This is a genomic window from Pseudomonas massiliensis, assembly GCF_000826105.1.
GTDB classification, from domain to species: Bacteria; Pseudomonadota; Gammaproteobacteria; order Pseudomonadales; family Pseudomonadaceae; genus Aquipseudomonas; species Aquipseudomonas massiliensis.
In genome coordinates, this window is sequence record NZ_CCYK01000006.1 from 151266 (window position 1) to 168656 (window position 17391).

The following is a 17391-nucleotide window of genomic DNA, read 5'->3' on the forward strand; positions in this document are numbered from 1 at the left end:
CACTCGTCAGGCTTGACCCTGGCTGTCTCCTTTTCCGCCCAGGCCGCGATGGATACCACGCTTGAGCGCACCGTTGATCAACCCCTTGGCCCGCTTGACGGTCACGCGGTTCCATTGGCGCAATGGCACCCCACGCAACAGTTGCCAGCTCATTTGCGGGTCCTGGCGAACGCCATACTTGAGGGCCTTGTTGATGACGGCCATGCGCGCAGCGGGCCACTGAGGATGGTCCCGATAGGGCTCGATGGCCGCCAGATCGTGGTCCAGCTGCTGGCGATACTTGCGCGACAGACTCGCCGAATGTCGGCGGTAACGGGTGATGTACGCGGGCAAGCAGGCGATGCCGTAGCCGGCGTGAGCCAGGCGCAGGGTGATCTGGAAGTCCTGGATGCGAATGGCCGGGTCGTAGAAGTCCACTGCGCGCAGCGCCGCCATGCGGTACATCGCTACCGGCGCGCCCACGGCCAGGGCCTGAGCCATCACATCGCAGAATCGATAGGTTTCGATGCCCTGGCATGCCTCTCGTTTGATTTCAGCACCCTGGGCATTGGTGTAGATCACTTTCCCGCCTACCAATCCCACCCCAGGGTGCTGATCTAGATAGGTCGAGCGCACCGCAATGGCCTCCGGCAGCAATACGTCATCCGAATCCGGGGTGATGACATAGTCGCCCCTCGCCACGCTTAATCCGAGATTGAGCGCTGCGCTGACACCCTGATTCGCTTGCTGAAGCAAGGTGAAGCCCCACCGGCGCTGTAACGTTTCCAGCACCTGGAAGGTCTCATCTGTAGAGCCGTCGTCCACCACTATGACCTCATACGGCGGGTGGGTCTGCTCGTATACGGACTTCAACGCCGCCTCGACATAGGAAGCGGTGTTGTAGCAGGGCATCACCACGGATACCCGCGCGGCAGACGACGGGAAGGCGTCATTCATTGGAAAAGACCTTGTTGTACAGGCGGTAGATACGGTACTTCGCAAGCCAGAAACAACTGGCGACCCGCTTACCGTGGCGGGCGCAGTAGCGGGACATGGACTTGAATTGCCTCAGCCGCCGGGGCGGCTCGTAAGGCTCGCTGCCCCAGGGCAGCAGTGCCCGGGCGGCACGGTAATGACAGGCCTGAGGCTGATCGCTCCAGACCTGCCATGGCTTGTCCACGCCGGTGTAATGGAGCAGCACGGTGTCCTGGGGAACTAGCGCCTGGCTTACACCAGCTGGCATTGGGTGTTGAAAGCCGGTGCGAGGTAGTGAACAGCGCCCTCCAGTACAATGTTGAGCGCGTCCTGATCCGGGTACTTGAGCTGGTGGTGGTGCGTGCCGATACAGGTCAGTACTTTTTCAGTAACCCGCTGCTCGCGCCAACGCGCCAAAGGCATGAGCAATACGCCTGAATTGAAGTATCGCCCGGCCTGCAGATTCAGCGCTTGGACGCGCTCGGCGACCGCCAGGGGCTTGTCTTCGACCGCGGCAAGCAAGGCATCCTTGCCGTCGAAGGTGCTCCACAGAGCGGACAAGGGCTTTAGGCACACCACGTCGGCATCCAGGTAAAGCGCCTGGGCCTCGCCATGAAGCACATAGGGCGCGAGAAGCCGAAGATAGATCGAGACAGGAAAGACATGAGACGCGGGCAACTGCTTGAGCGCCTTCAATTCGACTTCGTGCAAACTGATAGCGCAGTCCAGGGACGCCATGAACCCTTCCAGACGTGAGAATTTTCCTTTGAGGTCGTCTGCCGTAATGAAGTGAAAGTGACATTGGCCCTTTGGCTGGTTGCGCAGTACTGTCGTTAGCGTGACCCAGGCATGCTCGAAGTAATTGGCATCGATGCCGAATACAAGGTGATGCACCTGCGACTCTGAAGTTTGCGCCTCCGTTAGTCTATGGGTCGCGAACCTGAGGGATTTGGAGAGAGACGATGAATTGAACTGGAGCACGCAACGACTGCTTGTTTGATTCAAGTGGTGGCCTTCGAGCCCAAGTGAGCAGACAGACACCTGGTACGTCCACGGTCGAGCAGCCCTGGACGGCTCTGCCATAGCGCTCCAGCATGCGCGCGGATGCTATTGCATCTGGCTTGGGACGCTACCGCAGCGGCCGTCTCTGCGAAGATTTTCAGAATTATCTACGCTTGCCCGAGACGAGATGATAAAAGCCATTACTCTACGAAGTTAACCTTATTTGAATACTCCTTACACCTGCCCACCCTGCTTCAATCAAGAAGCCGTTAAATCAGGAGAGCCCGCAAAACTTACCCCAGGGCAGATAAATCCTCCAACCTTAAAGAAGTTACAATTTATTTTACAGAACGCTTCACCTTGTCGCCTGCCTACAGCCCAGGTTGGCACCGACAGGTTGGAAGCGGCTTCCTGCCGCTGTTTACTTCGCCCACTGAAGTCAGCTAAAGCCACTTACTGCATGAGGCACGTACCGCGCCTCCAGCCGTCGTTGCTCCTCGGCGGTCAGCTCCAGGTTCAACGCCGCGATGGCGTCGTCCAGCTGGCTTGCCCGGGAAGCTCCCACGATCGGTGCCGATACGCCTTGCTTGCCCAGTACCCAGGCCAAAGCGACCTGGGCCATGGGAACGCCTCGCTCCCTGGCAATCTGCTCCACGGCGTCGATCACCGGCACGTCCAGGGCCTCGCTGGCCTTGTAGAATGACTGACCGGAAAGGTCGGTACGAGTACGCTCGGTTTCCTGGCCCGCCGGCCGGGTGAGCCGACCGCGCGCCAGCGGGCTCCACGGCATCAGCCCTACGCCCTGGTCCAGGCACAGCGGAATCATTTCGCGCTCTTCTTCCCGGTACAACAGGTTCAGGTGGTTCTGCATGGACACAAAGCGGGACCAGCCGTTTTCCTTGGCCACCTGCTGGGCCTTGGCGAACTGCCAGGCGTACATGGAAGAGGCGCCCAGATACCTGGCCTTGCCAGCCTTTACCACATCGTAGAGCGCCTCCATGGTTTCCTCGATAGGCGTGTGGTAGTCCCAGCGATGAATCTGGTACAGATCCACATAGTCCATCCCGAGACGTGTCAGGCTGGCGTCGATGTTCGCCATGATGGCTTTGCGCGAAAGCCCTTGCTCGTTCGGCCGGTTCGAGCCACCGAGCATGCTCGGGGAAAAGAATACCTTGGTAGCCACCACGATTTCGTCGCGGTGAGTGAATTCCTTCAAGACCTTGCCGAGGATCGATTCCGAGGTTCCCGCCGAATAGCTGTTGGCGGTATCGAAGAAATTGATCCCCTGCTCCACTGCATGGCGGATGATGGGGCGGCTATCTGCCTCGCCCAGGGTCCAGGAATGAGTGCCGGCCCCCGGCTCGCCAAAAGTCATGCAGCCCAGGCAAAGCCGCGAGATGTCCAGCCCGGTGGAACCTAGCTTGGTGAATGTCATAACCGCTCCCGTTCAAGTCGAGTCCTGAGGGTAGCGCCCGAAGCTCCTGGACGCGAGCTGTCTTGACCCGACTGCGCGGATCAGTCGCGCCGGCATAGCCGCACGTAGAGCGCCTCGACCTTTTCACGTGCCCAGGGGGTCTTGCGCAGGAACGCCAGGCTCGATTTGATGCTCGGATCGTTCTTGAAGCAGCGCACATCTACCTCCTTGGCCAACCCCGACCAGCCGTAGTGAGCCACCAGTTCGGTCAGCAGCTGTTGCAACGTGATGCCATGGAGCGGGTCTTTCTGGGTCATGAGCGTCGTTCGATGGAGAAAGCCGCCAGCTTACTGCATCGCATGCCCCCTGGCATTCACCTGGCTAGCGAGCCAGCATGACCCGGTCGCGGCCTTGCAGCTTGCCTTGGTACAGCGCCTGGTCTACGCGCTGTAAGACCCTGGCCAACGCCTCGCGATCGCCGAACTCGGCCACGGCAAAGGTAGCCGTCACCGAGAAATCCAGCTCGGCACTGATCCGCCTCAGATGCTTGCGAATATGCTCGGCGGCCTCCTTTGCCTGGGCCAGCGGGGTATCGAACATCAACAGCACGAACTCTTCGCCACCCCAGCGCGCAGCCATGCCCCTCTCCCCTATCGTCTCCTCAAGTACCTTCGCCACCTGTTGCAGCACTCGATCACCGATCTCATGGCCGTGGCGATCATTGATCTGCTTGAAATGGTCTATATCCAGCAGCAGCAGGCTTACCGCCCCCTGCGATGGCAGGTGACGCGCGGCCTGTGTCACCCGGCGCCGTGTGTAGAGATTGGTCAGGCTGTCACGGTTCGCGCTGTGGAACAGATGCAGTTGCATGGCCAGGGCATAGCGTTCGCTCAAGGTGGTTGCCTGCAGCAGCAGGCCAATGGCGATGACCACATTGACCATGCCGAAAGCCTCCAGTGAAACGGAGGAAAGCGCAGCCGCGCCTTGGCCCCATGAATCCCGCCAAGCGAAGCCGACAAGGGCCACTAGCACGATGGACGAACTCAAGAGCCCGCGCTTGACCGGGGCAGCCTGGAAGGAGAAGGCGATGATGGGCACAACACAGAACAGGTAGAAATAAAAGTTACTGGCCCACCCCAGTACCCAGGTCGCCAGTATCGCGTGCAAGATGATCTCAACGCTCATGACCAATCCGGCCATCTCGAAGGAGCCCTGCCTGATTGCCTTGAGACAGAACAGGTAAGCCAGCACGCTGAAGCTGTTGCCGACCAACAACGGCACGACCCCCAACGCAGCGAACGCCACCAACAACAGGACGTGGATGATGAACGCCATCACTACGATAGGCACGATGTGCTTCCAGAATTGCTTCGTGGCGTGCTGCAGCACGTAGGCACGGTCGGTGTCGGACAGGCTGTCCATGAAGGGTCTCGATAGGAAGCGGGAGCATGTGCGAAGTTATCGGCTCGATGGCGCAAGGCTTGAACCCTTGCTGTGGTGACCATCGCATTTCGAGTACCGATACGTCTGGAGCGCTAAATATTGTCGCGACATAACCGGCCGCTCCATGAATCCAGCCGGCGACACGAACCGTTCGTCAATGTTTTCAATCTCTGCCCAATCCGGTTGAACTCAAGCCAAGCCGCATCACTCAAGTACATAGCAGTCGCGGATAAGTGCTGACAGGTAATACTTTGAAGATGGATGAAAAACCCACGCTCGAAGCTTCCATGACACTTCCGATATTGGAAGAAGTCGCTACGGTCTCCAAGCGGACAGTGCCTACCGGGCACGTTCGGCTGGAGAAGACCGTCGACGTTCAGACCCAGACGATCTCGGAGCCGCTTCGTCGTGAAGAGGCCGTCGTAGAGCGGGTTCCTGTTGGCACGGTGGTGGACCCTGTATCACCACCCCAGGTCAGGACTGAAAATGGCGTGACCATCATCCCTGTTCTGGAAGAAATGCTCTTCATTGAAAAGCGCCTTATCCTCAAGGAAGAACTGCATGTTCGGCACAGCGTCAGCGAAGTTGTCGAAACTCACACCATCGCCCTGAGAAAGGAAGAGGTGGTCGTGAATAGAAGTGAAGTTTCCGAGGCTCTCGGATCAACGCGAACGTCGCCTGATCGAAAAACTGAGCTCTGAATTATTCCTGACATACTTGCGAGGTATATATGAAACATACATTGGTTGCTGCCTTCGATGACCTGACCACCGCACAGGCGGCCAAAGCCAAGCTGCTGGCCCTCAACATTTCCGACAGCAACATCACGCTGTCGGCGCCTCAGACTGAAACCGGCACTACCATGGGAAGCACCATGGCCACCGGCTCGGTACATGGCGACCGTCATGACGACTCCATGGGCGGCAAGATCAGTCACTTCTTCCATTCGCTGTTCGGCAGCGACGACGATGGCCAGCCTCATCGCTACGCCTCCGCCTACCCCGAGGCCTATCGCCGTGGCGCAACCCTGGTGACCGTCACTGCAGCCACCGATGAGGAAGCCGAGCGCATCGAATCCCTGCTCGAAGAGCAAAGGGCTATCGATATCGACGAGCGCAGCGCCAGCTGGACCGACGGCGCGCCCATGACTGCCCGTGCCGGTGAGGTTTCCCATCTGGCAGGCACTCATCAGGGCATCACCGCCACGGATACCACCGCCACCACCGCTGACCTCTCTGGCCGTACCGCCATTCCGGTGATCGAGGAAGAGCTCCGTGTGGGCAAACGCGACATCAATACAGGCAAAGTACGTGTGGTCACCCGCGTGACCGAGCGTCCGGTGGAAGAAACCGTCAGCTTGCGTGAAGAGCACGCCAGCATCCAGCGCCGCCCCGTCGACCGCGCCGCTACCGCCGCTGACCTGCAAGCGTTCAAGGGAGGCAGCGTGGAAATCCAGGAAACCGCTCAGGAAGTGGTCGTGGATAAGTCCGCTCGCGTGGTCGAGGAAATCAGCGTAGGCAAGAAGGCTACCGAGCACACCGAAACCGTGCGCGACAAGGTACGTCGCACTGACGTGGACGTCCAGGAAACGCGCCAGAACCAACCGATCGGCGCTGCCGCTTCGGCTGAACGCAATACGCCTTTCAAAGACCGCTAAGCACCGCCGCGGGGAGGCCAGCCTGCCAGGCTGGCGCCCCGCCTGCCATCAAGTCCGGAACCGTCCTACCAGGTCGTTGAGCTCTTCAGAAAGCGCGGTCAGGTGCGTGGCCTCATTGCGTGTCGCCTCCGCCAACTCGGAAACCCGCTGAGCATCCCCATGGATGTCTCCGATATTGCGGTTGATGTCTTCCGCCACGTGGTGCTGCTCTTCCGCCGCCGTTGCGATCTGCGTACTCATGTCTCTGATTACATCCACCGATTCACGGATGCGCTCGAAGCTGCCGCGGGCTTCACTGATGGCCTGCACCGTATCCCTGGACATGCGCAGGCTGGCCTCCATCTGCTCGCCCATGGCTTGGGTCCGGCGTGCCAGGTTGCCCAGGAGGGTATCGATCTCGCCCGTGGAATCGGCCGTCCGTCGCGCCAGCGCGCGCACTTCATCGGCGACGACAGCGAAGCCTCGCCCCTGGTCGCCGGCTCGTGCGGCTTCGATGGCAGCGTTGAGTGCCAACAGGTTGGTTTGCTCTGCAATAGAGCTGATGGTGCTCAGAATCGACTGGATATCGCTGCTCTCCTGACGAAGCTGGCGCATCGCCTCGGCGGACACCTCGATTTCAGAACTCAGCCGCCCGACCCGCTCCACTGCCTGGTCGACTTGCAATTGCCCTTCACGGGCCTGGCGCTGGCCACTGTCGGCTGACTCCGCGGCCTGGCTGCAGGAACGCGCCACTTCGTTGGAGGTGGCCACCATTTCATGGAACGCCGTGGAAACCATATCCACCGCCGTGCGCTGGCGCTCGGCGGTCTGCGCCAACTCCTCGGCCACCTGAATCGATTCCCGGGATGATTGGTGGATGTGTCCCGAGGCCTGGCCGATGCGCTGGATCATGCTGCCGATAGCGCCCAGGAAGCGGTTGAACCAGCCTGCCAACTGAGCGGTTTCGTCCTTGCCGCGAACCTCCAGACGAGCGGACAGATCGCCTTCGCCCTGGGCAATGCCCTCCAGCCCTGTGGCGACGGCATGGATGGGCCGCACCAGGAGTCCGGCGAAGAGACTCCCGGCTCCAGCGAAAGCCAGGGCGAAAACGGCGGCGATCACCACGATCAACCATGTGAGGTTCACGGCGCTGTGCATGACTTCAGCCTTGGGCACCAGGCCAATGAAGCGCCAGCCCAGCTTGTCCGAAGGCCATATATTGGCCAGGTAGGCCTGGTCGTCGAGGGTGACCTGGGCCAGCCCCCGCTCGGCTTGGCCCAGGCTGACATAGGCCTGGCCCAGTTCGGAAAGGTTCTTGAAATTGTGTTCCGGCTGCTTGGGGTCGACCAGGATGGTACCGTCGTTGTTTGCCAGGATGACATAGCCGTTGTCTCCGAGCTTGATCTGCTGGATCAGGTCGGTCAGCTGACGCAGGGACACATCGATGTTGACGACCGCGGCGGGGCTGCCGTCCTGACCGGGCAGGGTCCGCACCGTACTGACCAGCACTACCTTGTCCGCGGCCCAGTAATAGGGCGCGGTGCGCAAGGTCTGCCCCGGCTTGGCCAGAGCCGCCTGATACCAGGGGCGCTTGCGTGGGTCATAGTCACCGAGCTCGGAGTCCGGCTTGGAGGCGTAGCCACCGTCCGCGGCGCCAACGGATACATAGGCATAGGCGGGGTGCGTCTTGAGCAAAAGGTCGAGAACACCCAGTACCTGAGCGTCACGATCGCCTGGCCCTCCGCCGTTGGCCATGTAGCGCGTCAAATGCCCGGGAAGGTTTTGCAGCACCGGGCTGTTCGCCAGGAAAGCCACGTTCTGGTCGATGCCTTCGAAGAACAGTTGCATGGCGTTCTCCACTTGGCGGATCTCGCGGCTACTGGTGGTTTCGAACCCTGTCTGGGCCTCGCTGCGCAGGTTGTATACCACGACCGCGGCTACCAGGATCACCGGAAGGGCCGCGATGGTCGCGAAGGCTAGAACCAGCTTCTGTTTGATCTTCATCAAGTGCTTCCCATGAACGCGACGACCCGAGGCCCCGCGGAAAACCAAGACTCGGCCGACTGTAATCGGGTTACAGGCCGGACCGAGGCCGGCGATCAGCCCGCCTCGCCCTGACCTTCAATTGGCCGCTCGAAGTCAAAGCATAGGTAAGGACGGCAGAAAAGCGCGCTGATTTGCCAGCCGGCGCGTGACCACCACAGGGGTCAGAGGCTGCGCCTGGTCAGGGGGCCGGAGCAGGTCTGGCAGGCCGTTGCCCAAGCAGGGCCTGGAGTGTGCCATCTGCCCTCATGCTGGCGATGGCCTTGTCGAATCCGCGGATGATGGCGTCGTGATCCGGCCTCTTGAGACTTACCAGAATACGCAGGTCCGGTTCAGCCAGGGGCGTATCCAGTGGTTCTACCTGATCCTGCATGGGCCGCGGGGACTGGCTCAGCACTTGGCGCCCTACCCGCTCGTCTTCCAGCGCAAGCGCGACCCGCCCCACTACCAGCATCTCGGCGGCCATGGCGAAGTTGCGCACCGGCACCTTGAGCAGATTCTTCGCGCTGACAAAGGCGGGACTATAGGCATAGCCGCGACTGACCGCGATGGGGTAATCCTTGAGCGCGGAAAGGTCGCGATTGAACTCGATGGCTGAACCCTGCTTGCGCCAGAACAGGATACGGTTGGTCAGGTAGCCTGAGGAATGCTGACCGAAGCCATTACGCTCCTCGTTGTACCAGACCGTGACCAATACATCGTAGCGGCCTTCGGCGACGCCTCGAACCGCTCTTGCCCAGGGGACCTGGGAAAACTCGGTGCTGTATCCAGCCCGGGACAGGGCCGAGCGGACGATCGCGGTAGCCAGCCCATCGCCAGGCAAGGTGGTGTCGACATACGGGGGCCAGCGGTCGCCCGCCAGCTGCAAGGACTGCGCTTCGGCAAAAGCCATCAGTGTCAGCCACACCAAGGGGCAGCAACGTACTAACAGTCTTCCCATGGACACTCCCGGGCCGACGGGCCGGCCGATGGTTGACAGCGCTTGGCCGACGATAGGCCGCCGTTCGGCCACTGACCAGTGTTTGACCGTAACATCCGGCTCAATGGCATATTCAGCCGACAGCAGGCCGACACCGCTGCCAGGGTTTGCTTTCCTGACGCAGCCCCTGAACAATGCGCATCAGTGGTACTGCCTCGAGGGCAGATCAATGGATGCCCGGCGCCTCCGGCCCGGACGCTGCAAGGAAACCCCGTATGACCGCACGAGCCGTAATCAACGCTTCCATCAGCCCCAAAGGCAGCCTCGAAACCCTTTCCCAGCGCGAAGTGCAACAGTTGAGCGAAGCCGGGTCGGGCAGCATCTATACCCTCTTCCGCCAGTGCGCCCTGGCCATCCTCAACACCGGCGCGCATGTCGACAACGCCAAGACCATCCTGGACGCCTACAAGGCCTTCGAGGTCCGTATCCATCAGCAGGACCGGGGCGTGCGCCTGGAGCTACTCAACGCGCCGGCCGATGCCTTCGTTGATGGCGAGATGATCGCCAGCACTCGGGAAATGCTGTTCAGCGCGCTGCGCGACATCGTCTATACCAAGAGCGAACTGGACAGCCAGAGAATCGACCTGAGCGATTCCCAGGGCATTACCGACTATGTATTCCACCTGTTGCGCAATGCTCGTACCCTGCGCGCCGGAGTGGAGCCGAAGATGGTGGTGTGCTGGGGCGGGCACTCCATCAATACCGAAGAGTACAAGTACACCAAGAAGGTCGGGCACGAGCTGGGCCTGCGCAAACTGGACATCTGCACCGGTTGTGGCCCGGGCGTGATGAAAGGCCCCATGAAGGGCGCCACCATTGCCCACGCCAAGCAACGCCTGACCGGCGGCCGTTACCTGGGCCTGACGGAGCCGGGGATCATCGCCGCCGAGGCGCCCAACCCGATCGTCAATGAGCTGGTAATCCTGCCTGACATCGAAAAGCGCCTGGAAGCCTTCGTACGTGTAGGGCATGGAATCATCGTCTTCCCCGGAGGAGCCGGCACCGCGGAGGAATTGCTGTACCTGCTGGGCATCCTGATGCATCCGGACAACCGCGAATTGCCCTTCCCGCTGCTGCTTACCGGGCCCCTTAGCGCGGCGCCCTACTTCGAGCAACTGCATGACTTCATCGGGGCTACCCTCGGAGCGCACGCTCAATCTCTGTACCGCATCATCGTCGACGACCCGGCCGAGGTCGCCCGGCAGATGGCCCAGGGCCTGAAGGATGTGAAGCAGTTCCGTCGCGAGCGCAACGATGCATTCCATTTCAACTGGCTGCTGCGCATCGAGGAAAGCTTCCAGCGCCCCTTCGATCCCACCCATGAGAACATGGCAGCGCTGCAACTGAGCCGGGACGTGCCCCCGCACCAGCTGGCCGCGAACCTGCGCCGGGCGTTTTCCGGCATCGTGGCTGGCAACGTCAAGGAACACGGCATCCGCCTGATCGAAGCCCACGGCCCTTACCAGATCCATGGCGATCCGGGGATCCTTCAGCCATTGGATAAACTCCTGCGAGCCTTCGTGGACCAGCATCGCATGAAGCTGCCCGGCGGCGAGGCCTATGTGCCTTGCTACCGCGTAGTGCAGTAAGACTTTTCGGCGCCCCCGGTCGGCGCCGCTTTCGCTTTTTCGGAACGCACACCATGATCCAGATCCGCCCCATGACGACTGTGGACTTCACTGCTTTCTGGCCTACATTCCAGGGAGTCATCGCCAGCCAGGATACCTACGCCTATGACCCTGGGATGTCCCAGGCCCAAGCCCAGGCACTATGGCTGGACGCCCCTTTGCGCACCTTCGTTGCGGAAGAGAACGGCGCCTTGCTCGGCAGTTATTACCTCAAGGCCAATGCCGCCGGGCCCGGCAACCACGTCAGCAACTGTGGCTACATGGTCAGCGAAACGGCGCGAGGCCGTGGTGTGGCCCGGGCAATGTGCGAGCACTCCCAGCGAGTGGCTCGGGAGCTGGGCTTCCTCGCCATGCAGTTCAATTCCGTGGTCACCAGCAATCATGTCGCCGTGGCGCTCTGGCAGAAGCTGGGGTTCGAGGTGGTCGGTCGGCTACCCAAGGCCTATAGGCATGGGCGTGACGGGCTTGTGGACTGCCTGGTGATGTTCAAATGGCTTGGGCCGGCAGAGCCACCGGCCGGGGGGGCGCCATTGATCGGGCGCAAGAATATCGAATCTGTAGTATCGCGGCCGCGCCGTCCATCCTGAGCCTTCCTCCAGGGCACGTCATCCGGCTGGCGCGAGCGAGCCTCAGCCAGGAGCATGGCCACTGGGCGCTCATTTCTGCTCTGGCCGCAGGCGGCGCCGTTGCAAGGGCACCGCCCGGGGCCTGCGCCTAGGGCTTGGGCATCGGCTGGGCAACGCCGCTTTCCACGCCGCCGGAAACGGCCCGTGGGGTATCGGCCTCGGTCGCCGTTTCGGCTTCGGAGCGAATTTCCTCCGCCGCCTGCTTCCAATGCGACTGCGCCGCGCCTTCCGGGCGCCCTTCCCGTTCCCACAGCTGATGTGCCCGCTCCTGAATCTTCTTCTCATCGAGGTGCATCGCCGTACTCCTTTTGTCCCAGGTAGGTCCATCGTGGACCGGGCAGAATGTTAGAAGTTGGCAAGCGGCCTCGACAGGCCGACCACCGGCGACAATGGCGCCCCGTCGGGAACGCAGCGGACGAAATGCCGTGAACCGCCGTAAGTTGTCCACGTCTTATACATCATGTCAGCTTCAGGACCCCTCGATGAGCTCGCTTGCCTCGCCTCGCCTAACGCCACTTCATGACCGGCTGCCGACGGAAAAGCGTCCTGCCATTATTATGCCCCCCACGGCACTCGCTTCCCGTTGTCTACCCATGGCCGCATTTCAGGTCACGGACGTTTCGGTCTCGCTGAAAGGAGGCCCATGGGCATGAGCGACGGCGAAAATCTTATACGAACCGACGGTACCCCCTTGAGCGCGTGGCAAGGCTCCCAGCGCCTGGCACAGGTTGCGGAAATCGATCTGGATACACTCACGCCGAGTCATGGCCGAGTCGTGGTAGTAGCGCCCCATCCCGACGATGAAGTACTGGCATGTGGCGGACTGCTCGCCGCCTTGGCCGGCAGCGAACGAGAACTGGTGCTGGTCTCGGTGACCGACGGCGAAGGTAGTCATCCCGGGTCTGCTGTCTGGCCACCGGAGCGGCTCAAACAGACTCGACTGGAGGAAAGCCGGGCTGCGCTCAGTGCCTTGGGCCTGGCGGAAGAAAAGTTGACCTGGCACCGCCTGCACGCTCCGGACAGCCAGGCCGGACGCGATCAGGCCGGGCTTACCAGGGCCATTGCCGCGCTGCTGCGTCCGGGCGACCGGGTACTTACCACCTGGCGGCATGATGGCCATTGCGACCATGAAGCGGTCGGCCAGGCCTGCCTCGATGCAGCCACAACGGTCGACGCTCAGGTGGTGGAGATTCCGGTATGGGCCTGGCACTGGGCCGCGCCTGAAGACCAGCGCTTGCCTTGGGAGCGCGCCCGGCGCCTGCCCTTGTCCGACGAACATCTGGCCCGCAAGCGCGCAGCCATCGAAGCCCATCACAGCCAACTGGCACCGGACGCTAGCACAGGCGCGCCGCCGGTACTGAGTGCCGAAGCGCTCAGCCGATGGTTGCAACCCTTCGAACTGGTATTCGTATGAGCGACTCCGAAGACTATTTCGACGAACTGTACGACGGTAACCCGGATCCCTGGGCCTATCGACGTCGCTGGTACGAGAAGCGCAAGCGCGACCTGACCCTCGCCTGCCTGCCCCGCCAGCGTTACCGGCGAGGGTTCGAGCCCGGCTGCTCCAATGGCGAGTTGAGCGCGGCTTTGGCCCTGCGCTGCGACCGCCTTCTGTGCACCGACCTTAACACCCAGGCGGTAGAGCTGGCGCAACGGCGCCTGGCCGGCCATCAGGGCGTGGAAGTGCGACAAGGGTCGCTGGACGAGCAGTGGCCGACGGGTGAGTTCGATCTGATCGTGTTCAGCGAAGTGGGCTATTACCTTGCCCCTGCGCAGTGGCAGGCGGTGGCCCGGCAGGCTGGGGCAAGCCTCAGTTCCGGCGGCACGCTGCTGGCCTGCCATTGGCTGCATCCGATCGAGGGATGCGCCATGACAGGCCGCGAGGTGCATCGTGTTCTGGCCGACTCGCTGGAGCTCGAGTCGCTGGTTCATCACATTGAAAACGACTTCATTCTAGAACTATGGGGCCGCCAACCGGCGGGCTTCGATTTGAGCGAGGTGGTCGAATGATTGGTGTCTTGGTCCCGGTTCATAACGAAGAGCAGTTGATAGGCGCCTGCTTGAGCTCAGTGCTCGACGCCGCGCGTCACCCAGGCCTGGAAGGCGAACCTGTCGAGGTACTGGTGGTGCTCGATGCATGCACGGACCGCTCCGAAGCCATTGCCATGGCCTTGGGCGTGCATACCTTGACTGTCAACAGCCGCAACGTTGGTCATGCCCGCAGTGTGGGCGCCAGCTACCTGCTGGGCCGCGGCGCGCGCTGGCTGGCATGTACCGATGCCGACTCCCTGGTTGGTGAGGACTGGCTGTTCAATCAGTTGGCCTTCAATGCCGAGGCTGTCTGCGGCACCGTGCACGTGCAGGACTGGACGGGGCATTCGGAAGACGTGCAGGCACTTTACACGGCCAGCTACCAGGACCGGGATGGCCACCGGCATATCCATGGCGCCAACCTGGGCGTGTGCGCCAAGGCCTACCGTCGCGTGGGTGGGTTCCGCCCGCTCAGCGCCCATGAGGACGTGCACCTGGTCGAGGACCTGGAGCGCAGCGGCGCTCGCATCGTATGGACTCACCTGAACCGCGTCATTACCAGTGCCCGCTTCGACTGCCGGGCGCAGGGCGGCTTCAGCGACTACCTCAAGGGATTGGCTCAGCAGTTGCAGTCCTGAAGGGTTTGTCGCTACCCAATGACCTCGATCCGTCAGTACGCCCATAAGGCAATGGGCGTACGATGAGGTAAGCCCGCGCTTTCAGGAGGCGCGGGTGCCTTGGAACGCTACCATTTGCCAGCCACCACTCCCCTTGACCCACAGCTGGGTAACGAAACCCTCGGCACGCACCGGCTCGCCGCCGCCTGCCTTCTGCAGCACATTGACCTGGGTGCCGTTCATCAGGGCGACGCCTTCGGCCAGGGGTCGAACCTGCAAGACGCCCCGCTCCACGGACAGGTACCGCACGGCGCTGCGGGCGTATTCCTGGTACTGGACCTTGTTCTGGACCAGCCCGGTGGTGTGTACGTACACCAGATCATCGGCGAATAGTCGGGCGATGCTCTCGTGGTCTTCGCTCATGAGCGCGCGGGCGCGTTCATGTTCCAAGGCAATGAGCTCATCGGCAAGGGTAAAGGCTTCGGCAGTCATGATGCTGTCTCTGTAATGAGCGCAACGGCGCGCGGGCTAACCCTATGCGGCCGGTGCGTCCTCGACCAATCGCGTCTGCCCATGGCTGGCAGTGACATTCGCGATGGTTGCGCATGCCGCCAACGACGCCTGCCCGTGGCCGCCCACATCGCTTGGCCCCTCGGGAGCGATCTTGGCACACCCGTGTTTGTAGGAAAGACCCGTACAAGCCATGCCGATTGCCCCACTGGCGCTGCCGCCCGAACATGGGCCATGACAGCCAACACGGAGGGCATTGCAAGTGAACGGATCAATCAAGACCACTATCGGCGGTACTATCGACAACGACGGGTTCTGGCCGGACATCGCCTTGCATTCCATAGCCACTGCCCTGGCGTTGGAGCATGTGCCGACCGCACGCCTCGAACAAGGGGTGCTCGATGCCATGGCTGAGCTCAACTGCCTGTTGCGCACTTTCAAGCAACGTAGTCGCGCCCAGGGCTACATCACCGTCGAGCAGGTCCCGATCGCTCCCTCCGAGCCGGCGGGTGCCCTGTCAAGCCTTTACCGACGGGCGCTCTATTGTCAGGTTGGCGCCTCGCTATGCCCGCGCTGGGCCAGACAATGCCGCGTGACTGCGACCGACTACCAGCGCAGTCGCAATCGAGCCGTCTGCATGCTGCTCGAGCAAGCCTGAGCCAGACCAGGCCCGAAGCGCCCTTTCCTATCCATCATGAGGACCGGCATCATGCCTGACAAAGCAAACACTTGCGCATGCCTTTTGGCTTGGGTGGGCCAGCATTGGCCTGTCGTGTATGCCGCCCTGCTGGCCGGGACCATTTCTGCGCTGAGGGTGATCTATCGCCGGGGAAGCCTGCGTCGCACGCTCGTTGAAGCCTTGCTGTGCGCTGCCCTGACCTTGGCGGCGAGTTCAGGACTGGCGCTGCTGGACATCGCCGACAGCGCCGCGCCCTTCGTGGGAGGTTTGGTCGGTTTACTGGGAGTAGAGGCGATTCGTGCCCTCACGCTGCGTCTGCTTGGAAGGCATGTAGGTCCTCCATGAGTCGGCCCCCGGGCCATTGGCGCGGATCCGGTCTGCAGTTAAAACGAGACTGCACGCCTCAGAAGCAACGGCGACGGCCTCAGCGCCGTTTGAGCGCAGCCTTGACCAGAATGAACAGCACCCGGTGCAAGTGCTGTCGATCACGCCGGGGTAGAAGCCTGTACAACCTTATCAGCGTGCGTTCCGTTTTGTTGAACTGGGATTCGACCGTGGGGCTCTTTTCAAACTGCTCGGGCATGTACCTATTCCTGAGGGGAGGCACAAGATTGACCCTTGGCGACTCGCCGCAGCTGCCGAGAAAAGTCTGAGAAACAAACGTGAACGTCCCAAGCCGGTTATCTACCGGGCGGCCAGCATGCGCTCCAGGATATGGTCCAGGGTTTCTCGATCCCGAATACTGACATCGCGGTAGCGGCTGAGCAAAAGCGCCTCTTGCGGGGCAAGCTCGACGCTGCTGGCAGCTCGCCCACCGCTAATGATGTAAAGCACGTCAGCCCCGGCCCCCAGCACCTTCGCCAGGTATTCAGCATCCGGGCTGCGATCACCCTTTTCGTAATTGAACTGGCTGGTTTTGGCAACCCCGGCCAATGCGGCAAAGTCGGCTTGGCTAAAACCCAAGCGTTGCCTTTCTTCCTTGAGCCGATCACCTATTTTCAACAAAACGAATACCTCGACTCTTGACGATTCAACATACGTTGAATACCGTCTATCCAATGCATACCACATCCATAAGCGGAATATGCTATGAGCCCTTACCCGGAGCAAGTACAGACAGGCACCGGTCCGCGCATTCGGACTGCCCACCCCTTCCTGATCACAGAGTTCGTTCACCGTATTACGGAATCCGCCAGCCGCATGGTCCGGGGCGCGGCGGCCTGGAATCCAAGTGAGGCACCGCGCCGATCCTTCGGCCGCCTCTACGGCGGCCACCCATCATGAGCGTGTATAAGCTGGTTTGCCCTCATTGCCAGGAAAAAATGCGCATACGCACTAGCGAAGGCACCCATGTGTTCCTGCGCATCGCCTACTTGCAATGTATGAACGAAGGCTGTGGATGGGCCTGCCGCGCCCAATTCGAAATGACCCACGAGCTCAGCCCGTCAGCGATGCCGCGTCCTGATATTCAGTTGCCAAGGGCAAGCCGCTGTCGGGCTGCCGTCCCGGAGCGCGCCGGGCCCGATGCGCGAAAGGATCGAGCCCGGACCGGTTGCGCTCCATTGGCCGAATTCCACCGGGCATCCGTGGAGACGTCCGCGCCGGACTGACCCTCGTTCCAGACACCTCGCTTGAATGAACAGGATGCCAAGGCCCGTTCCTTGTGCAAGGAGGCCCCATGCACGCCAGAAAGCGCCTCGGGCGCGCACTTATCGTCATCTTCGTCGAAGCGCTGGCCATGGCGAGCCTGATCTTCGTCATGGCCTACGGCGTTCCCCTGGGTGCGGAGCTGATGCGAACGCTAGAGATAGCGCCGCCCTTCTGATAAA

At 61.5% G+C, this 17391-nt stretch carries 23 protein-coding genes and 1 pseudogene; 11 read left to right on the top strand and 13 right to left on the bottom strand.

Annotated features, from left to right (window positions below):
• Nucleotides 1-6: 6 nt before the first annotated feature.
• From BN1188_RS06745 to BN1188_RS06770, 6 genes are all read right to left on the bottom strand, one after another.
• Nucleotides 7-936 carry a glycosyltransferase family 2 protein gene (locus tag BN1188_RS06745; protein ID WP_052469187.1) on the bottom strand — a complete coding sequence of 310 codons (930 nt, stop codon included), beginning with the start codon at nucleotides 934-936 and terminating at the stop codon, nucleotides 7-9.
• Nucleotides 929-1222: a glycosyltransferase family 8 C-terminal domain-containing protein gene (locus BN1188_RS06750; RefSeq protein WP_148485243.1), complete on the bottom strand. Its 294-nt coding sequence runs from the start codon at nucleotides 1220-1222 to the stop codon at nucleotides 929-931. The genes BN1188_RS06745 and BN1188_RS06750 overlap by 8 nt, the downstream gene beginning before the upstream one ends.
• Entirely contained in the window at nucleotides 1207-1848 is a 642-nt protein-coding gene (locus BN1188_RS06755) for a glycosyltransferase family 8 protein (RefSeq protein WP_040260679.1), read from the bottom strand. The genes BN1188_RS06750 and BN1188_RS06755 overlap by 16 nt, the downstream gene beginning before the upstream one ends.
• Before the next feature lie 547 nt (nucleotides 1849-2395).
• A complete protein-coding gene (locus BN1188_RS06760; RefSeq protein ID WP_040260680.1) occupies nucleotides 2396-3391 on the bottom strand; it encodes an aldo/keto reductase in 996 nt (331 codons plus the stop codon).
• Between the two features lie 80 nt (nucleotides 3392-3471).
• On the bottom strand, nucleotides 3472-3687 hold the full coding sequence (locus BN1188_RS06765) for a VF530 family protein (protein ID WP_040260681.1): 216 nt from the start codon (nucleotides 3685-3687) through the stop codon (nucleotides 3472-3474).
• Between the two features lie 64 nt (nucleotides 3688-3751).
• Nucleotides 3752-4792: a GGDEF domain-containing protein gene (locus BN1188_RS06770; protein WP_040260682.1), complete on the bottom strand. Its 1041-nt coding sequence runs from the start codon at nucleotides 4790-4792 to the stop codon at nucleotides 3752-3754.
• 278 nt (nucleotides 4793-5070) lie between these two features.
• Between BN1188_RS06770 and BN1188_RS06775 the strand changes: the two genes are divergently transcribed.
• Together BN1188_RS06775 and BN1188_RS06780 are read left to right on the top strand one after the other, a co-directional pair.
• A complete protein-coding gene (locus BN1188_RS06775; protein WP_052469188.1) occupies nucleotides 5071-5514 on the top strand; it encodes a YsnF/AvaK domain-containing protein in 444 nt (147 codons plus the stop codon).
• Nucleotides 5515-5543: 29 nt separating this feature from the next.
• Nucleotides 5544-6470 (top strand): YsnF/AvaK domain-containing protein, encoded by a 927-nt coding sequence (locus BN1188_RS06780; protein ID WP_052469189.1) that lies wholly within the window; start codon nucleotides 5544-5546, stop codon nucleotides 6468-6470.
• Nucleotides 6471-6518: 48 nt separating this feature from the next.
• Here the strand turns inward: BN1188_RS06780 and BN1188_RS22250 are convergent, their stop codons facing one another.
• From BN1188_RS22250 to BN1188_RS06790, 3 genes and pseudogenes are all read right to left on the bottom strand, one after another.
• The gene (locus tag BN1188_RS22250; RefSeq protein ID WP_408633596.1) at nucleotides 6519-7361 is read right to left on the bottom strand and encodes a methyl-accepting chemotaxis protein; all 843 of its coding nucleotides are present in this window, start codon (nucleotides 7359-7361) and stop codon (nucleotides 6519-6521) included.
• Nucleotides 7362-7379: 18 nt separating this feature from the next.
• Nucleotides 7380-8453: pseudogene (locus tag BN1188_RS22255) on the bottom strand (HAMP domain-containing protein); the annotation flags it as partial.
• 220 nt (nucleotides 8454-8673) lie between these two features.
• The gene (locus BN1188_RS06790; protein WP_040260684.1) at nucleotides 8674-9432 is read right to left on the bottom strand and encodes a substrate-binding periplasmic protein; all 759 of its coding nucleotides are present in this window, start codon (nucleotides 9430-9432) and stop codon (nucleotides 8674-8676) included.
• Between the two features lie 254 nt (nucleotides 9433-9686).
• Here BN1188_RS06790 and ppnN point away from each other — a divergent pair, with 254 nt between their 5' ends.
• Nucleotides 9687-11060 carry a nucleotide 5'-monophosphate nucleosidase PpnN gene (gene ppnN, locus BN1188_RS06795; protein WP_040260685.1) on the top strand — a complete coding sequence of 458 codons (1374 nt, stop codon included), beginning with the start codon at nucleotides 9687-9689 and terminating at the stop codon, nucleotides 11058-11060.
• A gap of 53 nt (nucleotides 11061-11113) precedes the next feature.
• Nucleotides 11114-11686 (top strand): GNAT family N-acetyltransferase, encoded by a 573-nt coding sequence (locus BN1188_RS06800; RefSeq protein WP_040260686.1) that lies wholly within the window; start codon nucleotides 11114-11116, stop codon nucleotides 11684-11686.
• 127 nt (nucleotides 11687-11813) lie between these two features.
• Here BN1188_RS06800 and BN1188_RS06805 read toward each other — a convergent pair whose 3' ends face one another.
• Nucleotides 11814-12020 (bottom strand): DUF2934 domain-containing protein, encoded by a 207-nt coding sequence (locus BN1188_RS06805; protein WP_040260687.1) that lies wholly within the window; start codon nucleotides 12018-12020, stop codon nucleotides 11814-11816.
• 348 nt (nucleotides 12021-12368) lie between these two features.
• Here BN1188_RS06805 and BN1188_RS06810 point away from each other — a divergent pair, with 348 nt between their 5' ends.
• From BN1188_RS06810 to BN1188_RS06820, 3 genes are read left to right on the top strand one after another with little or no spacing between them, the layout of a single operon-like run.
• Nucleotides 12369-13139: a PIG-L deacetylase family protein gene (locus BN1188_RS06810; RefSeq protein ID WP_052469190.1), complete on the top strand. Its 771-nt coding sequence runs from the start codon at nucleotides 12369-12371 to the stop codon at nucleotides 13137-13139.
• Nucleotides 13136-13735, top strand: coding sequence for a class I SAM-dependent methyltransferase (locus BN1188_RS06815; protein ID WP_040260688.1), 600 nt, complete (start codon nucleotides 13136-13138; stop codon nucleotides 13733-13735). Before BN1188_RS06810 ends, BN1188_RS06815 begins: the two co-directional genes overlap by 4 nt.
• Nucleotides 13732-14394, top strand: a complete 663-nt coding sequence (locus BN1188_RS06820; RefSeq protein WP_040260689.1) for a glycosyltransferase family 2 protein — start codon at nucleotides 13732-13734, stop codon at nucleotides 14392-14394. Before BN1188_RS06815 ends, BN1188_RS06820 begins: the two co-directional genes overlap by 4 nt.
• An 81-nt stretch (nucleotides 14395-14475) precedes the next feature.
• On the opposite strand, the gene BN1188_RS06825 is transcribed toward BN1188_RS06820, so the two are convergent.
• Nucleotides 14476-14865 carry a nuclear transport factor 2 family protein gene (locus BN1188_RS06825; protein ID WP_040260690.1) on the bottom strand — a complete coding sequence of 130 codons (390 nt, stop codon included), beginning with the start codon at nucleotides 14863-14865 and terminating at the stop codon, nucleotides 14476-14478.
• 280 nt (nucleotides 14866-15145) lie between these two features.
• On the opposite strand from BN1188_RS06825, the gene BN1188_RS06830 reads away from it, so the two are divergent.
• Nucleotides 15146-15541, top strand: coding sequence for a head completion/stabilization protein (locus tag BN1188_RS06830; RefSeq protein ID WP_052469191.1), 396 nt, complete (start codon nucleotides 15146-15148; stop codon nucleotides 15539-15541).
• A gap of 51 nt (nucleotides 15542-15592) precedes the next feature.
• Nucleotides 15593-15907: a phage holin, lambda family gene (locus tag BN1188_RS06835; RefSeq protein ID WP_040260691.1), complete on the top strand. Its 315-nt coding sequence runs from the start codon at nucleotides 15593-15595 to the stop codon at nucleotides 15905-15907.
• Nucleotides 15908-15986: 79 nt separating this feature from the next.
• Here the strand turns inward: BN1188_RS06835 and BN1188_RS21575 are convergent, their stop codons facing one another.
• Together BN1188_RS21575 and BN1188_RS06840 are read right to left on the bottom strand one after the other, a co-directional pair.
• Nucleotides 15987-16145: a hypothetical protein gene (locus BN1188_RS21575; protein ID WP_157395807.1), complete on the bottom strand. Its 159-nt coding sequence runs from the start codon at nucleotides 16143-16145 to the stop codon at nucleotides 15987-15989.
• A gap of 101 nt (nucleotides 16146-16246) precedes the next feature.
• The gene (locus tag BN1188_RS06840) at nucleotides 16247-16564 is read right to left on the bottom strand and encodes a helix-turn-helix domain-containing protein (protein ID WP_040261384.1); all 318 of its coding nucleotides are present in this window, start codon (nucleotides 16562-16564) and stop codon (nucleotides 16247-16249) included.
• 278 nt (nucleotides 16565-16842) lie between these two features.
• Between BN1188_RS06840 and BN1188_RS06845 the strand changes: the two genes are divergently transcribed.
• Together BN1188_RS06845 and BN1188_RS21580 are read left to right on the top strand one after the other, a co-directional pair.
• The gene (locus BN1188_RS06845) at nucleotides 16843-17172 is read left to right on the top strand and encodes an Ogr/Delta-like zinc finger protein (protein WP_084596170.1); all 330 of its coding nucleotides are present in this window, start codon (nucleotides 16843-16845) and stop codon (nucleotides 17170-17172) included.
• 68 nt (nucleotides 17173-17240) lie between these two features.
• Nucleotides 17241-17387, top strand: a complete 147-nt coding sequence (locus tag BN1188_RS21580) for a hypothetical protein (protein ID WP_157395808.1) — start codon at nucleotides 17241-17243, stop codon at nucleotides 17385-17387.
• Nucleotides 17388-17391 lie beyond the last annotated feature (4 nt).

Bases quoted from the DNA above. Each gene is read 5' to 3' on its own strand.
- BN1188_RS06745 (WP_052469187.1), bottom strand. From the start codon at position 936: ATGAATGACGCCTTCCCGTCGTCTGCCGCGCGGGTATCCGTGGTGATG.
- BN1188_RS06750 (WP_148485243.1), bottom strand. From the start codon at position 1,222: ATGCCAGCTGGTGTAAGCCAGGCGCTAGTTCCCCAGGACACCGTGCTG.
- BN1188_RS06760 (WP_040260680.1), bottom strand. From the start codon at position 3,391: ATGACATTCACCAAGCTAGGTTCCACCGGGCTGGACATCTCGCGGCTT.
- BN1188_RS06765 (WP_040260681.1), bottom strand. From the start codon at position 3,687: ATGACCCAGAAAGACCCGCTCCATGGCATCACGTTGCAACAGCTGCTG.
- BN1188_RS06770 (WP_040260682.1), bottom strand. From the start codon at position 4,792: ATGGACAGCCTGTCCGACACCGACCGTGCCTACGTGCTGCAGCACGCC.
- BN1188_RS06775 (WP_052469188.1), top strand. From the start codon at position 5,071: ATGGATGAAAAACCCACGCTCGAAGCTTCCATGACACTTCCGATATTG.
- BN1188_RS06780 (WP_052469189.1), top strand. From the start codon at position 5,544: ATGAAACATACATTGGTTGCTGCCTTCGATGACCTGACCACCGCACAG.
- BN1188_RS22250 (WP_408633596.1), bottom strand. From the start codon at position 7,361: ATGATCCAGCGCATCGGCCAGGCCTCGGGACACATCCACCAATCATCC.
- BN1188_RS06790 (WP_040260684.1), bottom strand. From the start codon at position 9,432: ATGGGAAGACTGTTAGTACGTTGCTGCCCCTTGGTGTGGCTGACACTG.
- ppnN (WP_040260685.1), top strand. From the start codon at position 9,687: ATGACCGCACGAGCCGTAATCAACGCTTCCATCAGCCCCAAAGGCAGC.
- BN1188_RS06800 (WP_040260686.1), top strand. From the start codon at position 11,114: ATGATCCAGATCCGCCCCATGACGACTGTGGACTTCACTGCTTTCTGG.
- BN1188_RS06805 (WP_040260687.1), bottom strand. From the start codon at position 12,020: ATGCACCTCGATGAGAAGAAGATTCAGGAGCGGGCACATCAGCTGTGG.
- BN1188_RS06810 (WP_052469190.1), top strand. From the start codon at position 12,369: ATGGGCATGAGCGACGGCGAAAATCTTATACGAACCGACGGTACCCCC.
- BN1188_RS06815 (WP_040260688.1), top strand. From the start codon at position 13,136: ATGAGCGACTCCGAAGACTATTTCGACGAACTGTACGACGGTAACCCG.
- BN1188_RS06820 (WP_040260689.1), top strand. From the start codon at position 13,732: ATGATTGGTGTCTTGGTCCCGGTTCATAACGAAGAGCAGTTGATAGGC.
- BN1188_RS06825 (WP_040260690.1), bottom strand. From the start codon at position 14,865: ATGACTGCCGAAGCCTTTACCCTTGCCGATGAGCTCATTGCCTTGGAA.
- BN1188_RS06835 (WP_040260691.1), top strand. From the start codon at position 15,593: ATGCCTGACAAAGCAAACACTTGCGCATGCCTTTTGGCTTGGGTGGGC.
- BN1188_RS21575 (WP_157395807.1), bottom strand. From the start codon at position 16,145: ATGCCCGAGCAGTTTGAAAAGAGCCCCACGGTCGAATCCCAGTTCAAC.
- BN1188_RS06845 (WP_084596170.1), top strand. From the start codon at position 16,843: ATGAGCGTGTATAAGCTGGTTTGCCCTCATTGCCAGGAAAAAATGCGC.
- BN1188_RS21580 (WP_157395808.1), top strand. From the start codon at position 17,241: ATGCACGCCAGAAAGCGCCTCGGGCGCGCACTTATCGTCATCTTCGTC.